Raw genomic sequence first — 15,131 nt, forward strand, 5'->3', positions numbered from 1 at the left:
TTATTACCCGGATATCTGGCGCATTCCATTATGTTTTTCTATTAATTATTTATGTTTTTTAGTTTATGTGATCAATACACTCTGGCATCGTTAATTATCCACCGCTTTCTGCTTACCAGATCACACTTTATTATTTAACAGGTCAGGCATCATTTAAATTAAAATATATTCTCGCCGCAAATATAATAAACACACATTATATTAAGCAATAAAAAACCCCGGACATAAACCGGGGTTAATTTAAATACTGGAACAGCTAACCAATAAGACTAAATATGCAGTTCCTGCAGTTTCTCTTTCGGTAGCGCCAGCTCTTCATTGCTGTTCACGCGTACATCACGCTCCAGAATATGACGCGCGATATCCTGTGCTTCGCTAAGAGAGTGCATCTGATACGTACCGCACTGGTAAACGTTCAGCTCCGGGATCTGGTTCTGATCCTGTACTTTCAGCACGTCCGCCATTGCCGCTTTCCACGCGTCGGCTACGCGCTGTTCGTCCGGCGTACCAATCAGGCTCATGTAGAAGCCGGTACGGCATCCCATCGGAGAGATATCGATAATCTCAACGCCGTTACCGTTAAGGTGGTTACGCATAAAACCTGCAAACAGGTGTTCCAGCGTATGGATACCTTTCTCAGGCATCACTTCTTTGTTCGGAATGCAGAAACGCAGATCAAACACGGTGATTGCGTCGCCATGCGGGGTGTTCATCGTTTTTGCAACCCGGACCGCGGGAGCTTCCATCCGGGTGTGATCGACAGTAAAACTATCTAACAACGGCATTTAGCCACCTCCGATAAATTTTTTAAAAATAATCTGAACTCTTTGTTCCGGGGCGAGTCTGAGTATATGAAAGACGCGCATTTGTTATCATCATCCCTGTTTTCAGAGATGAAATTTTGGCCACTCCCGAGTGGCCTTTTTCTTTTGTATCAAGCGTGCTTTTCCAGCCACGCGCTAAACGGCTCAGTATCAGCCGCTTCGATCTCCTGCTGACGACGCTTTGAAGCCTCGGTTTCAGCAATAAACTCAGCTTCCTGCACTATTTCTAACGGCTCTTCACGCAGCAGATTTCGGTAAGCCTCACCCAACGCTTTGCCCGTGCCGCCAATGCCTTCATCAATCATAGACCGTAGGATCCGGGCAGAGAAAGTCAGTTCAGGATTGTCAAAACAGGCAACCAGTTCATCACAGACCTTCTGATACTCCTCTCCCCCATCGATGCTGTCCAGCGTTTGTGCCACGCGTTTCAGATCGCGGAACAAATCTTTCCCAACCTTCGGCAGCGGGAACTGGGCTGTTTCACAGCCAATACCTAACGTCAGTCCAGGCTTACGCCCTTCGAGAATCACGCGATTCCAGTTTTTACGCGTACACAGCAATTCATCGCTGCTCATTTCCGGGGCATCAGCCAGCGCACACCAGACCATAAACAGATCGAGGAAGCGCACCTGCTGCTCGTCCACGCCGATAGGCGAGAACGGGTTGATATCCAGCGAGCGTACTTCGATGTACTCGATACCGCCACGCAGAAGCGCATCTGATGGCGTTTCTCCACGACGAGTGACGCGTTTCGGGCGAATAGGCGCATACAGCTCATTTTCAATCTGCAGAACGTTGCTGTTAATTTGCAGACGCTTACCGTCTTTCTCCAGACCGATCGCCGCGTACTCCTCGGAAGGCGTCTTAATCGCGCGCTTTAATCCTGCCACATACTCATGCAAATCGTTAAACGTAATTCCGAGATTGCTTTGCGACTTATTGGTATAGCCCAAATCACTAAGACGCAGCGACGTTGCGTACGGCAGGTAATACATCCCACAGTCGGTTTTTTCAAACGGCAGAGTTGTCGGTTTTCCTTGCAGGAATGAGGAACAAATGGCCGGAGAGGCACCAAACAAATACGGGATCACCCAACCAAAACGGTAGTAGTTGCGGATCAGACGGAAGTAGCCCGCGGAGATCTTCTCTTTTGCATCCTCACCTTCGGTTACACCGCATTTCGCCTGCCAGAAAGCCATAGGCAGCGAGAAATTGTAGTGTACGCCCGAGATTGTCTGCATCAACGCGCCGTAACGGTTTTTGAGGCCTTCACGGTACAGCGTCTTCAGGCGACCGGTATTCGACGTACCATACTGTGCCAGTTCGATATCCTGACCTTCGGCAATATAGCAAGGCATGCTCAACGGCCACATACGCTCGTCGCCAAGGTTTCTGGCGGTATAACGATGTAAGTCGCGCATGAACGTGAGCATTTTCTCAATGTCGTCACCGGGTGGAGTAATGAACTCCAGCAATGCTTCGGCAAAGTCAGTGGTTATCCACTTATGCGTTAGCGCTGAGCCTAACACCTCAGGATGGCCTGTCGTTGCTAATGACCCATCTGCATTAACACGCAGCGTTTCGCGCTCCAGACCACGTTGAATCCCCTTTAACGCCTGAGGATGGTTTTCCAGCCAGGCCAGCGCCTGTGATACGTCCGGGATCAAATTGACCTCCCGCCTGTCAAAATCGTTTTAATTAGCATAATGGTATTGGTTACCCTGAAGGCTATCCCACAACACAATTAGTGCCACCACATAATGCCTTGTGTCGTAACCGCTGCGACAACAACATAGCGCAGCGCCTTGCCAAGGCATAAGAAAAAGAGAACTGGGCCCCACGAGATGCGCATCCACCCGGCTAACAGGCACAGCAAATCCCCCACAACCGGCATCCAGCTTAATAATAGTGTGACAGCGCCATAGCGCCGCAACCAGCCTGTGGCTTTTTCTTGCCAGCGCGATGTTTTACGCAATGGAAAGAAACGCCCAAGGATAACGTTAGTTAACCCTCCAAGGCTATTACCCATTGTTGCTGTTAAGACTAAGACCCAGGGATGACTGACCCCGGAAACCAACAAAGCAACCAGAACAACTTCAGAATTGCCGGGTAATAGCGTGGCACTGAGAAAACTGCTGGCAAACAGTGACAGGAGCGACAGTCCATCACTCACAATAACCGGACATCCACGGCATCCATTCCCGCGGCATGCGCCGCCTGTATTCCAAAATCGGCATCTTCAAACACGACGCAACGAGCCGGAACAACCCCCATACGTTCGGCACAAAGCAAAAACGTATCAGGAGCCGGTTTATGGTGTTGTACGTGATCGGCTGCGACTACAGCATCAAAATAGCGACGCAGACCAAGGTGAGCGAGCAGCGCTTCTGCAATTGCGCTTTCACTACCCGTACCTACCGACATAGGACGACGACCATGCCAGGCTTTCACGACATCAACCAACGGCAAAGGCTGGACGCTATCCAGCAGCATGCTTCTCACCTTGTCGGTTTTTTCACGTGCCAGCGCATGAGGATCAAGATCGGCATGGTTCAATTCAATTACCGACTGCGCAATACGCCACGTTGGGGAGCCATTGAGGGCGACCATGGCATGTTCATCAAACCGTAGTCCATAATGCCCCAATACCTCATGCCACGCCTTACGATGCGTAGGCTCGGTATCCAGGATGGTACCATCCATATCAAAAATCAAACCCGCATAACGTTCGTACATCGTCTTCTCACAAGCCGAGTGACCAGACGTTATTTTATCGTAATTGATTGATTTTGTCGCTGACAGCGAATTGAGGGGTGTTCAGAGAGTATGTGGAAATTATTTGAGGGGGAGATGGTGCTGCCGATTATCTCGCAGACCATGAAAAAACAGTTTCGCTGTTATCTCGGAGAAGATGGTGCATCCGGGAGGATGACTCACTAGTGTTCGCCCTGCGGGCCGTTGCTGAAGCAACGTTATCCTCCCTGGTGCTGGCGATTATCTCGCAGACCGTGAAACAACAGTTTCGCTATTATTCAGGAGAAGATGGTGCATCCGGGAGGATTCGAACCTCCGACCGCTCGGTTCGTAGCCGAGTACTCTATCCAGCTGAGCTACGGATGCATTGGGAATTGCTGATTACTACTGATACTGCGAAGAAGATGGTGCATCCGGGAGGATTACTCGGCTGCGCCTCGCCCTGCGGGCCGTTGCTGAAGCAACGTTATCCTCCCTGGTGCTCGCGATTATCTCGCAGACCATGAAACAACAGTTTTGCTGTTGTCTCGGAGAATATGGTGCATCCGGGAGGATTCGAACCTCCGACCGCTCGGTTCGTAGCCGAGTACTCTATCCAGCTGAGCTACGGATGCATCGGAAAACTTGCTTTACTGCCGATATTGATATCGTGATAAGCGATATCAAGTAAGAGATGGTGCATCCGGGAGGATTACTCGGCTGCGCCTCGCCCTGCGGGCCGCTGCTAAAGCAACGTTATCCTCCCTGGTGCTCGCGATTATCTCGCAGACCATGAAACAACAGTTTGCTGTTGCCTCGGAGAAGATGGTGCATCCGGGAGGATTCGAACCTCCGACCGCTCGGTTCGTAGCCGAGTACTCTATCCAGCTGAGCTACGGATGCATCAGGGAAACTTACTTTACTGCAGATTTGATGTCGCTGCTAAAGCGCTATCAAGTAACATGGTGCATCCGGGAGGATTCGAACCTCCGACCGCTCGGTTCGTAGCCGAGTACTCTATCCAGCTGAGCTACGGATGCAAATGGCGGTGAGGCGGGGATTCGAACCCCGGATGCAGCTTTTGACCGCATACTCCCTTAGCAGGGGAGCGCCTTCAGCCTCTCGGCCACCTCACCAACACGCCTCTTGCGAGTGCTTCGAAGAACTTGTTTCTGCTCATCGTCGCTGCGTGGCGCACATATTACTTTCTGGGACTTATAAGTCAAACAATTTTTCCAGAGCTTTTATCGTTTGCACATTTCACGCGCAATTAGTCTGCAAAAACGGCAAAAAGAGTGTTTTATCAACAGATAAATTGGCAATTTCCTGAAGGAGTGAACAAACGGAAACTTCGCAGGAAAAGGCATTACGCGCAGTGGAATCGAAAAAAGGGGGAAGACGAAGAAGAAAAGAGAAGAAAAAGAGTAACTCAATCAGGTTGCGCCTCACCAGAAAGGTGAGACGCGAAAACCTTAGTAACTGGACTGCTGGGATTTTTCAGCCTGGATACGCTGGTAGATCTCTTCACGATGGACAGAAACTTCTTTCGGGGCGTTTACGCCAATGCGCACCTGGTTGCCCTTCACCCCTAAAACTGTCACGGTGACCTCATCGCCTATCATGAGGGTCTCACCAACTCGACGAGTCAGAATCAGCATTCTTTGCTCCTTGAAAGATTAAAAGAGTCGGGTCTCTCTGTATCCCGGCATTATCCATCATATAACGCCAAAAAGTAAGCGATGACAAACACCTAAGTGTAAGCAGTCACGGCATCACATTCTGTTAAACCTAAGTTTAGCCGATATACACAACTTCAACCTGACTTTATCGTTGTCGATAGCGTTGATTCAAACGCTGCGGATTGAAGTCCGCAGCGTCGACTTACGCTTATAATTATTACAGTTTTGCGCTGACCCAGCCTTTCACACTGGCTAACGCTGCAGGCAGAGCCGCTGCATCCGTACCACCGGCTTGCGCCATGTCCGGACGACCGCCACCCTTACCGCCGACCTGCTGAGCGACCATTCCAACCAGTTCCCCTGCTTTCACGCGATCTGTCACGTCCTTAGACACACCCGCAATCAGAGAAACCTTACCTTCCACTACCGTTGCCAGAACGATAACGGTAGACCCCAGTTGATTTTTCAGATCATCAACCATGGTACGCAACATTTTCGGCTCAACGTCCGCGAGTTCGCTGACCAGCAGCTTCACGCCGTTGATATCAACCGCTTTGCTGGAAAGATTTGCACTCTCCTGCGCCGCAGCCTGTTCCTTCAATTGCTGCAATTCTTTTTCCAGTTGACGAGTACGCTCCAGCACGGAACGAACTTTGTCACCGATATTCTGGCTATCGCCTTTCAGCAACTGCGCAATATCGCTTAAGCGATCGCTCTCAGCATGCACGGTTTGGATAGCACCTTCACCGGTTACGGCTTCAATACGACGAACGCCTGCCGCAGTACCTGACTCGGACACAATCCGGAACAGACCGATATCACCCGTACGGCTGGCGTGAGTACCGCCACACAGTTCGGTAGAGAAATCACCCATGCTCAGAACGCGCACATGGTCGTCATATTTCTCGCCAAACAGTGCCATTGCGCCTTTGGCTTTTGCCGCTTCGAGATCCATGATGTTCGTTTCAATCGGCAAGTTGCGACGGATTTGCGCGTTCACCAGATCTTCAACGGCACGGATTTCAGCAGGCTTCATTGCTTCGGTATGAGAGAAGTCGAAGCGCAGCAGTTTATCGTTAACCAACGAGCCTTTCTGTGCCACATGTGTGCCCAGAACCTGGCGCAGCGCTGCATGCATCAGATGCGTTGCGGAGTGGTTCAAACGAATACGCGCACGACGGGCTTCATCCACATCAGCCTGTACCGCATCACCAATTTTCAGAGAACCCGCAGACAGCTTGCCGATGTGACCAATGGCCTGGCCATATTTCTGCGTGTCGCTAACGGCAAACGCGAAGCCTGCGCCTTTCAGCTCACCCTTGTCGCCAACCTGACCACCAGATTCCGCATAGAACGGCGTCTGATCCAGTACGACAACGGCATCCTGACCTGCGTTAATTGCGTCTACCGCTTTACCATCAACAAACAGCGCGGTCACTTTGCCGTTCAGTTCCAGGTGCTCGTAGCCTTTAAATTCAGAGGCGCCATCAACGCGAATCATCGCATTGTAGTCTGCGCCGAAGCCGCTGGCTTCACGCGCACGACGGCGCTGTTCTTCCATTGCAGCTTCAAAGCCCGCTTCATCAACCTTAATGTTACGCTCGCGGCAAACGTCTGCCGTCAGGTCAACCGGGAAACCGTAGGTGTCATACAGACGGAATGCGGTTTCGCCATCCAGCGTATCGCCAGACAGTTTTGCCAGTTCTTCGTCCAGCAGCGCCAGACCTCGCTCCAGAGTACGCGCAAACTGCTCTTCTTCGGTTTTCAGAACCTGTTCAACCATAGCCTGCTGACGCTTCAGTTCTTCACCTGCAGAGCCCATGACGTCCACCAACGGACCAACCAGCTTGTAGAAGAAGGTATCCTTCGCGCCCAGCATGTTGCCATGACGTACCGCGCGACGAATGATACGGCGCAGCACATAGCCACGGTTTTCATTCGACGGCACAACGCCATCGGCAATCAGGAATGCACAGGAACGGATATGGTCGGCGATAACGCGCAGAGACTTGTTGCTCAGATCGGTTGCGCCAGTGACTTTCGCCACGGATTCGATCAATGAGCGGAACAGGTCGATTTCATAGTTGGAGTTAACGTGTTGCAGCACGGCCGCAATACGCTCCAGACCCATACCGGTATCCACGGACGGTTTCGGCAGCGGTTCCATGGTGCCGTCAGCCTGACGGTTGAACTGCATGAAGACGATGTTCCAGATCTCAATGTAGCGATCCCCATCTTCTTCTGCGCTTCCCGGAGGTCCACCCCAGATATGGTCGCCGTGGTCGTAGAAAATTTCGGTACATGGACCGCAAGGACCGGTATCACCCATCTGCCAGAAGTTGTCTGAAGCATAAGCCGCACCTTTGTTATCACCGATACGGATGATACGTTCGCGCGGAATACCGACTTCTTTTTCCCAGATTTCATAGGCTTCATCGTCAGTTTCATAGACGGTTACCCACAGACGCTCTTTTGGCAGGGCAAACCAGTTTTCACCAGTCAGCAGTTCCCATGCATATTGAATAGCGTCGTGTTTGAAGTAATCGCCGAAGCTGAAGTTGCCCAGCATTTCGAAGAAAGTGTGGTGACGTGCAGTGTAACCGACGTTTTCCAGGTCATTGTGCTTACCGCCCGCACGTACACAACGCTGCGAGGTGGTTGCGCGGGAATAATTACGCTTGTCGAGGCCAAGGAAAACATCCTTGAACTGGTTCATCCCGGCGTTGGTAAACAACAAAGTAGGGTCATTGTTCGGTACCAGGGAGCTGCTGGCAACTACCTGGTGTCCTTTACTATGGAAAAAATCGAGAAACGCCTGACGGATCTCAGCGGTGCTCTTGCTCATAATTATCCTGAAGAAATCAAGCTAACGAAATGTCATTACCAGCATCGGCACGCAAACTGCGCCTCTGGCAATCGAAAAGTGGGAATAAGATAAGTTTTCTTTACTGGGAAGTAAAATCCCGTATGCGGTCAATCGTCAAAATTTCGCCATATTGCCTGAATATCTTCCATCAGATAGCCGCGATAGAGCAAAAAACGCTGGACCTTTATCTTATCTGAAAAATCGACAGGTAAAGGTTCACCGTACTTACGAATGGCCTGCTCGCGTGCAAGCACTGCCCAGTCAATTTCGCACTCACGCATGGCCCGCTCGATAGCTTCACGTGCGATCCCTTTTTGGTTTAATTCCTGGCGCACTCGGGCTGGTCCATAACCTTTGCGGCTACGGCTGGCGATAAACTGCTGCACGAAACGATCATCATCCAGATAACGACTTTCAATACACCAGGCGATGACCTTGTCGTAATCCTCCGGCGTGGCATCAATTTCTTCTGGTCCATTTTTCCCCATCACCGGAGCGGCCAGCTTGCGCCGCAGTTCCTGCTCGCTGTGGTCGCGCATCGCCAGAATGCGTACGGCGCGGTCAAGCAGTCGGGAATAAGCGGAACGGCGGGAAGTTGCTTCTGTCATAGTAAGCCTTCAGAAATGAAAAAGGGCTGCATGATATGCAGCCCTTTACTATATGTGATTCACAACATGCGATTCAAAACAGATTATCAGAAATCTTCGTTCGTTTCTTTTACGTCTTCGCCGCTGTCATCAACGGAGAAATCAGGCGTTGAATCCTGGTTATTGAGCAGTAACTCACGTAATTTCTTCTCAATTTCTTTCGCAGTTGCCGGGTTTTCTTTCAGCCAGTTGGTCGCATTCGCCTTACCCTGACCGATTTTCTCACCGTTGTAGCTGTACCATGCACCGGCTTTTTCAATCAGCTTCTCTTTCACGCCCAGGTCAACCAGTTCGCCGTAGAAGTTGATGCCTTCACCGTAAAGGATCTGGAATTCAGCCTGTTTGAACGGCGCTGCAATTTTGTTTTTCACAACCTTAACGCGGGTTTCGCTGCCGACCACATTGTCGCCTTCTTTCACCGCGCCAATACGACGGATATCCAGACGAACAGACGCATAGAATTTCAGGGCGTTACCACCGGTGGTGGTTTCCGGGTTACCAAACATAACGCCAATCTTCATACGGATCTGGTTGATGAAAATCAGCAGCGTGTTGGACTGCTTCAGGTTACCGGCCAGCTTACGCATCGCCTGGCTCATCATACGCGCCGCAAGGCCCATGTGAGAGTCGCCAATCTCGCCTTCGATTTCTGCCTTCGGCGTCAATGCGGCAACGGAGTCGACAACGATAACGTCAACCGCACCGGAGCGCGCCAGCGCATCACAGATTTCCAGCGCTTGTTCACCGGTATCCGGCTGAGAACACAGCAGGTTGTCGATATCAACGCCAAGCTTACGTGCATAGACCGGATCCAGCGCGTGTTCCGCATCGATAAATGCACAGGTTTTACCTTCACGCTGTGCAGCGGCAATAACCTGCAGGGTCAGCGTTGTTTTACCGGAGGATTCAGGCCCGTAGATTTCGACGATACGGCCCATTGGCAAACCGCCCGCGCCCAATGCGATATCCAGAGAAAGCGAACCGGTGGAGATAGTTTCCACATCCATGGAACGGTCTTCACCCAGGCGCATGATGGAGCCTTTACCGAATTGCTTTTCGATCTGACCCAGCGCTGCAGCCAACGCTTTCTGTTTGTTTTCGTCGATAGCCATTAATTACTCCTGTCATGCCGCTTTCGGGTTAAACCGCGAAACGTGATAGATAATGTTCTGTTGAGGCAATTATACTGTATGCTCATACAGTATCAAGTATTTTGTAGAAATTGTTGCCACAGGGTTTGTAACGCGTAGACGGTCGCCTGTCGACGTACCGCGTCGCGATCGCCGCTGAAGCATTCCCGACGCGTAATCCCCTCGCCGCTCGCGCTGGCAAAGGCGAACCATACGGTACCTACGGGCTTTTCTTCACTGCCGCCATCCGGCCCGGCAATACCGCTGATCGAAACTGCGAAATGCGCGCGGGCAGCTTTTAGCGCGCCAATCGCCATCTCCACCACCACAGGCTCGCTCACCGCCCCATGCTGGGCCAGCGTCTCTTCGCGCACGCCAATCATTTGTGCTTTGGCTTCGTTGCTGTAGGTCACAAACCCGCGTTCAAACCAGGCGGAGCTTCCGGCAATATCCGTAATCGCTTTGGCCACCCAGCCGCCGGTGCAGGACTCCGCCGTCGTAACGGTCGCCCCACGCGCTTTCAGCGCCAGGCCAACCTGCTCACTTAACTGCATCAGTTCACTGTCGGTCATCTCAGCCTCTGTCAGTTAAAAAATATGCCGGACAAGATAGCACTTTCATAACCAATGTGGGGATGGAGAGAACGTTTTACGAGGGGGATTCCAAAAATTGCTCCGTTGCATAAATAAGACCTGCCGGATGACGATGTCAGGGCATCTTATCCGGCCTACAAGAAATTTCTTCCTGTAGGCCAGTGGAGCGATTACTGCACGCGGGCCAGCGCGACCGCCTGACCCAACTGCCACACGGCCATCGCGTAGTGGGTACTGTGGTTGTAGCGGGTGATGGTGTAGAAGTTCGGCAGTCCATACCAGTACTGATAGCCGGTACCAATATCCAGGCGCAGCAGGCTGGCCTGCTGATGATTACCCAACGACTGCTGTGGCGTCAGACCCGCGGCAGCAAGCTGAGAAATGCTGTACTGGGTTTTAAAGCCGTTCGCAAGCCCTGGTGCCTGACCATTTGCCGGCACCGCGACCGTATCGCCTTTCACCCAGCCGTGGCCCTTGAAGTAATTCGCCACGCTACCGATGGCATCAACCGGATCCCACAGGTTAATGTGGCCATCACCATTAAAATCAACGGCATATTGCTTATAGGAAGACGGCATAAACTGGCCGTAGCCCATCGCGCCGGCAAAAGAACCTTTCAAATCGAGCGGATCGTCGCTTTCATCTCGCGCCATCAGCAGGAAGGTTTCCAGTTCACCAGAGAAGTATTCCGCACGACGAGGATAGTTAAAGGACAGCGTCGCCAGCGCATCCAGAATCCGCGTTTTACCCATCACGCGGCCCCAACGCGTTTCAACGCCGATAATGCCAACGATAATTTCCGGCGGAACACCATAGACCTGCCACGCACGGTTCAGCGCATCTTCATATTGATTCCAGAAGGCCACTCCATTTTGCACGTTGTCAGGCGTGATGAACTGTTTGCGGTAGCGCAGCCATGCGCCGTTAGGACCGGCTGGCGGTTGAGTCGTCGGTGCCTGGCGGTCCATCAAACGCAATACCGAGTCCAGACGCTTGGCCTGCGACAGGATCTCCTGCAACTGCTGGCGGTCAAAGCCGTGCTTGTTCACCATTTTTTCGATGAACTGCTGCGCGTTCGGATTATTGGCAAAATCACCGCCCGTTTGCATGACGTTGTGCTGTGGCTCAAGCAGGAAGCCGCCGGATGGCGCACCCGTAGTCGTTTGAGTCTCTGAAGGTTTAGGTTTGCTGCTACAGGCAGCGAGCAGTACGAAAAGGGGGAGTAACGCTACATAACGACGCTTGAACATGAGACATCCATTAAACAAATTCAGCCTGGGAGAAGTATGGTAAAGCATCCTCCGCCATACAAGGAAGCGGTAGTCGCTCTCCTTCACAGAATTTACATCCCCTTTCATCTCTGACCTTCACATTTGCGAGCCTTCACGCAATAACTTTCAAATTAAAATATTTATCTTTCATTTTGAGATCAAAATAACACTTTTATATCTTTCAATCTGATTAAAATTAACCACCGTTTGGCAAGATAACTAAAATCCCTACAGGAGAGAATAATGATCGACACCATCACACTCGGTGCTGAGTGGTTTATCGGGCTGTTCCAGAAAGGCGGAGAAGTGTTTACCGGTATGGTGACCGGTATTCTTCCCCTGCTGATTAGCCTGCTGGTCATCATGAATGCGCTGATTAACTTTATCGGCCAGCAGCGTATTGAACGTTTTGCTCAGCGCTGCGCTGGAAATCCACTGTCCCGCTATTTGCTGCTGCCGTGCATCGGCACATTTGTATTTTGTAACCCGATGACGCTGAGTCTGGGTCGCTTTATGCCAGAAAAATACAAGCCCAGCTACTACGCCGCCGCCTCTTACAGTTGCCATTCAATGAACGGCTTATTCCCGCACATCAACCCCGGCGAACTGTTTGTCTATCTGGGGATCGCCAGCGGCCTGACCACGCTGGGGCTTCCGCTTGGCCCACTGGCGGTGAGCTACCTGCTGGTCGGTTTGGTGACTAACTTCTTCCGCGGCTGGGTGACCGATTTCACCACCACTATCTTCGAGAGAAAAATGGGCATTCAACTTGAACAGAAGGTGCATCTGGCGGGAGCAACATCATGACACGTATTCGTATTGAAAAAGGCACCGGCGGCTGGGGTGGCCCCCTTGAACTGGATGCCATTCCGGGCAAGAAAATTGTCTATATCACCGCCGGAACTCGCCCCGCAATAGTCGACAGGATAGCAAGCCTGACCGGTTGGCAGGCAGTTGATGGCTTCAAAGAAGGCGAGCCGCCGGAGAACGAAATTGGTGTGGCGATCATCGACTGCGGCGGCACGCTGCGCTGTGGTATCTATCCCAAACGCCGTATACCGACGGTGAATATTCACGCTACGGGTAAATCCGGCCCGCTGGCTCAGTACATTGTCGAAGATATCTATGTCTCTGGCGTGAAAGAAGAAAACATCACGATAGTCGGCGAGGCATCCGCTGCGCCGCAACCTGCAAGCAGCACTATCGGTCGCGATTACGACACCAGTAAAAAGATTACCGAACAAAGCGACGGCCTGTTGGCAAAAGTGGGAATGGGCATGGGTTCAGCCGTTGCGGTTCTGTTCCAGTCCGGACGTGACACCATCGATACCGTCCTGAAAACTATTCTGCCATTTATGGCGTTCGTCTCGGCACTGATCGGCATCATTATGGCTTCGGGTCTGGGAGACTGGATTGCCCATGGACTCGCGCCGCTGGCCAGCCATCCGTTGGGACTGGTTACTCTGGCGCTGATCTGCTCTTTCCCGCTGCTGTCGCCTTTCCTCGGCCCCGGTGCGGTTATCGCCCAGGTTATCGGCGTGCTGATCGGTGTACAGATTGGTCTGGGGAACATTCCTCCGCATCTTGCACTACCTGCCCTGTTCGCCATTAACGCCCAGGCTGCATGTGACTTTATTCCGGTTGGGTTGTCGCTGGCCGAAGCACGTCAGGACACGGTCCGCGTCGGCGTGCCATCCGTACTGGTGAGCCGTTTTCTGACCGGCGCGCCTACCGTTCTCATCGCCTGGTTTGTTTCTGGCTTTATTTACCAATAAGGGGCACTCAAAAATGACCGTAATTTATCAAACCACCATCACCCGTATCGGCCAAAGCGCCCCGGATGCACTGTGCGACCAGATGCTGATTACCTTTCGTGAAGGCGCGCCAGCGGATATCGAAGAGTTTTGTTTCATCCATTGCCACGGGGACCTGAACGGCTCTTTACAAGCAGGGATCCAGTTTGAACTGGGCCAGCACCACTACCCGGTCACCGCCGTTGGCAGCGTGGCGGAACAAAACTTACGTGAACTCGGGCATATCACCCTGCGCTTTGACGGGCAGAGCGAAGCGGAATTCCCCGGCACTGTACACGTTGCGGGCCCCGTCCCGGACGGTATCACCCCGGGCTGTATTTTGAAGTTTGTTGCTTAAGATTGAAGGAGATAAAAATGAATCAGGTTGCCGTTGTCATTGGTGGAGGCCAGACCCTGGGGGCATTCCTTTGCCGTGGGCTTGCGACAGAAGGATACCGCGTCGCGGTGGTGGATATTCAAAGCGATAAAGCTGCCAACGTCGCGCAAGAAATTAACGCCGAGTTTGGCGAAGGTACCGCGTACGGTTTTGGCGCAGATGCCACCAGCGAACAGAGCGTGCTGGCGCTGTCGCGCGGAGTGGATGAAATATTCGGTCGTGTCGATCTGCTGGTTTACAGTGCGGGTATCGCTAAAGCCGCGTTTATCAGCGACTTTCAGCTTGGGGATTTCGACCGCTCGCTGCAGGTCAATCTGGTCGGCTACTTCCTCTGTGCTCGTGAATTTTCACGCCTGATGATCCGCGATGGCGTGCAGGGACGCATTATCCAGATCAACTCAAAATCAGGGAAAGTGGGCAGCAAACACAATTCAGGCTACAGCGCGGCAAAATTTGGTGGCGTGGGCTTAACCCAGTCGCTGGCGCTGGATCTGGCGGAGTATGGGATCACCGTACATTCGCTGATGCTCGGCAACCTACTGAAATCACCAATGTTTCAGTCGTTATTACCGCAATATGCGACCAAGCTGGGCCTTAAGCCAGATGAGGTGGAGCAGTACTACATTGATAAGGTTCCGCTTAAACGCGGCTGCGATTATCAGGACGTACTGAACATGCTGCTGTTTTACGCCAGTCCAAAAGCCTCTTACTGCACCGGGCAGTCCATCAACGTGACCGGCGGTCAGGTGATGTTTTAATGTTGAATTGCCGGATGGCGGCTGCGCTTATCCGGCAAAATCAAAGGAGTACATAATGGTTTCCGCACTGATTACCGTCGCCGCTATCGCCTGGTGCCTGCAACTGGCGCTTGGTGGCTGGCAAATATCCCGCTTTAACCGGGCGTTTGATCAACTCTGCCAGCAAGGTCGGGTTGGTGTTGGTCGCTCCGGTGGGCGTTTTAAACCGCGCGTGGTGGTAGCCATTGCGCTGGATGAGCAGCAACGGGTGACCGACACGTTATTTATGAAAGGTCTTACGGTATTCGCCCGACCAGGCAAAATTGCCACGATAATGGGCAAACATCTTGATGATTTACAGCCTGATGTGATCTTTCCCCATGATCCGTTATCACAGAATGCACTATCATTGGCGCTTAAACTGAAACATGGGTAATTTCGTTGTGAATGCTAATAGCTTG

General features: G+C 52.0%; 15 protein-coding genes and 5 tRNA genes. 5 read left to right on the forward strand and 15 right to left on the reverse strand.

The window, feature by feature from the left end; genetic code table 11:
* Positions 1-269: 269 nt before the first annotated feature.
* The 15 genes from luxS to mltB all read right to left on the reverse strand — a co-directional run bounded on the left by luxS (position 270) and on the right by mltB (position 11,722).
* Positions 270-785 carry an S-ribosylhomocysteine lyase gene (gene luxS / locus ACHHZ7_RS04630; protein WP_003037312.1) on the reverse strand — a complete coding sequence of 172 codons (516 nt, stop codon included), beginning with the start codon at positions 783-785 and terminating at the stop codon, positions 270-272.
* Between the two features lie 149 nt (positions 786-934).
* Complete coding sequence (gene gshA, locus ACHHZ7_RS04635) at positions 935-2,491, reverse strand: glutamate--cysteine ligase (protein WP_060683334.1); 1,557 nt, start codon at positions 2,489-2,491, stop codon at positions 935-937.
* 77 nt (positions 2,492-2,568) lie between these two features.
* Positions 2,569-2,997, reverse strand: coding sequence for a YqaA family protein (locus ACHHZ7_RS04640; protein WP_003825961.1), 429 nt, complete (start codon positions 2,995-2,997; stop codon positions 2,569-2,571).
* Positions 2,994-3,560 carry a fructose-1-phosphate/6-phosphogluconate phosphatase gene (gene yqaB / locus ACHHZ7_RS04645; RefSeq protein WP_003825960.1) on the reverse strand — a complete coding sequence of 189 codons (567 nt, stop codon included), beginning with the start codon at positions 3,558-3,560 and terminating at the stop codon, positions 2,994-2,996. The genes ACHHZ7_RS04640 and yqaB overlap by 4 nt, the downstream gene beginning before the upstream one ends.
* A 307-nt stretch (positions 3,561-3,867) precedes the next feature.
* Positions 3,868-3,944, reverse strand: a tRNA-Arg gene (locus ACHHZ7_RS04650).
* Positions 3,945-4,115: 171 nt separating this feature from the next.
* A tRNA-Arg gene (locus tag ACHHZ7_RS04655) sits at positions 4,116-4,192 on the reverse strand.
* A gap of 191 nt (positions 4,193-4,383) precedes the next feature.
* Positions 4,384-4,460, reverse strand: a tRNA-Arg gene (locus tag ACHHZ7_RS04660).
* A gap of 60 nt (positions 4,461-4,520) precedes the next feature.
* Positions 4,521-4,597, reverse strand: a tRNA-Arg gene (locus tag ACHHZ7_RS04665).
* Between the two features lie 3 nt (positions 4,598-4,600).
* Positions 4,601-4,693: transfer RNA gene (locus ACHHZ7_RS04670), tRNA-Ser, on the reverse strand.
* A gap of 336 nt (positions 4,694-5,029) precedes the next feature.
* On the reverse strand, positions 5,030-5,215 hold the full coding sequence (csrA, locus tag ACHHZ7_RS04675) for a carbon storage regulator CsrA (protein WP_000906486.1): 186 nt from the start codon (positions 5,213-5,215) through the stop codon (positions 5,030-5,032).
* Between the two features lie 238 nt (positions 5,216-5,453).
* Positions 5,454-8,081, reverse strand: coding sequence for an alanine--tRNA ligase (alaS, locus tag ACHHZ7_RS04680; protein ID WP_003825959.1), 2,628 nt, complete (start codon positions 8,079-8,081; stop codon positions 5,454-5,456).
* A 128-nt stretch (positions 8,082-8,209) separates the two neighbouring features.
* Positions 8,210-8,710: a recombination regulator RecX gene (gene recX / locus ACHHZ7_RS04685; protein WP_008785618.1), complete on the reverse strand. Its 501-nt coding sequence runs from the start codon at positions 8,708-8,710 to the stop codon at positions 8,210-8,212.
* Between the two features lie 86 nt (positions 8,711-8,796).
* A complete protein-coding gene (gene recA / locus ACHHZ7_RS04690) occupies positions 8,797-9,861 on the reverse strand; it encodes a recombinase RecA (protein WP_003037330.1) in 1,065 nt (354 codons plus the stop codon).
* A gap of 92 nt (positions 9,862-9,953) precedes the next feature.
* Positions 9,954-10,451: a nicotinamide-nucleotide amidase gene (pncC, locus tag ACHHZ7_RS04695; RefSeq protein WP_048225249.1), complete on the reverse strand. Its 498-nt coding sequence runs from the start codon at positions 10,449-10,451 to the stop codon at positions 9,954-9,956.
* A gap of 191 nt (positions 10,452-10,642) precedes the next feature.
* On the reverse strand, positions 10,643-11,722 hold the full coding sequence (gene mltB, locus ACHHZ7_RS04700; protein ID WP_003037336.1) for a lytic murein transglycosylase B: 1,080 nt from the start codon (positions 11,720-11,722) through the stop codon (positions 10,643-10,645).
* Positions 11,723-11,986: 264 nt separating this feature from the next.
* Here mltB and srlA point away from each other — a divergent pair, with 264 nt between their 5' ends.
* Genes srlA through gutM form a run of 5 tightly spaced genes read left to right on the forward strand, consistent with a single transcriptional unit; the run spans position 11,987 to position 15,106 of the window.
* Positions 11,987-12,550 (forward strand): PTS glucitol/sorbitol transporter subunit IIC, encoded by a 564-nt coding sequence (gene srlA, locus ACHHZ7_RS04705; protein ID WP_060683333.1) that lies wholly within the window; start codon positions 11,987-11,989, stop codon positions 12,548-12,550.
* Entirely contained in the window at positions 12,547-13,518 is a 972-nt protein-coding gene (locus tag ACHHZ7_RS04710) for a PTS glucitol/sorbitol transporter subunit IIB (RefSeq protein WP_008785620.1), read from the forward strand. Before srlA ends, ACHHZ7_RS04710 begins: the two co-directional genes overlap by 4 nt.
* A 13-nt stretch (positions 13,519-13,531) precedes the next feature.
* Positions 13,532-13,894, forward strand: coding sequence for a PTS glucitol/sorbitol transporter subunit IIA (gene srlB / locus ACHHZ7_RS04715; RefSeq protein WP_008785621.1), 363 nt, complete (start codon positions 13,532-13,534; stop codon positions 13,892-13,894).
* 17 nt (positions 13,895-13,911) lie between these two features.
* A complete protein-coding gene (gene srlD / locus ACHHZ7_RS04720; protein ID WP_003037345.1) occupies positions 13,912-14,691 on the forward strand; it encodes a sorbitol-6-phosphate dehydrogenase in 780 nt (259 codons plus the stop codon).
* A 55-nt stretch (positions 14,692-14,746) separates the two neighbouring features.
* A complete protein-coding gene (gene gutM / locus ACHHZ7_RS04725; RefSeq protein ID WP_008785622.1) occupies positions 14,747-15,106 on the forward strand; it encodes a transcriptional regulator GutM in 360 nt (119 codons plus the stop codon).
* Positions 15,107-15,131 lie beyond the last annotated feature (25 nt).

This window comes from Citrobacter freundii complex sp. 2024EL-00216 (assembly GCF_043945515.1).
Lineage (GTDB): Bacteria > Pseudomonadota > Gammaproteobacteria > Enterobacterales > Enterobacteriaceae > Citrobacter > Citrobacter portucalensis.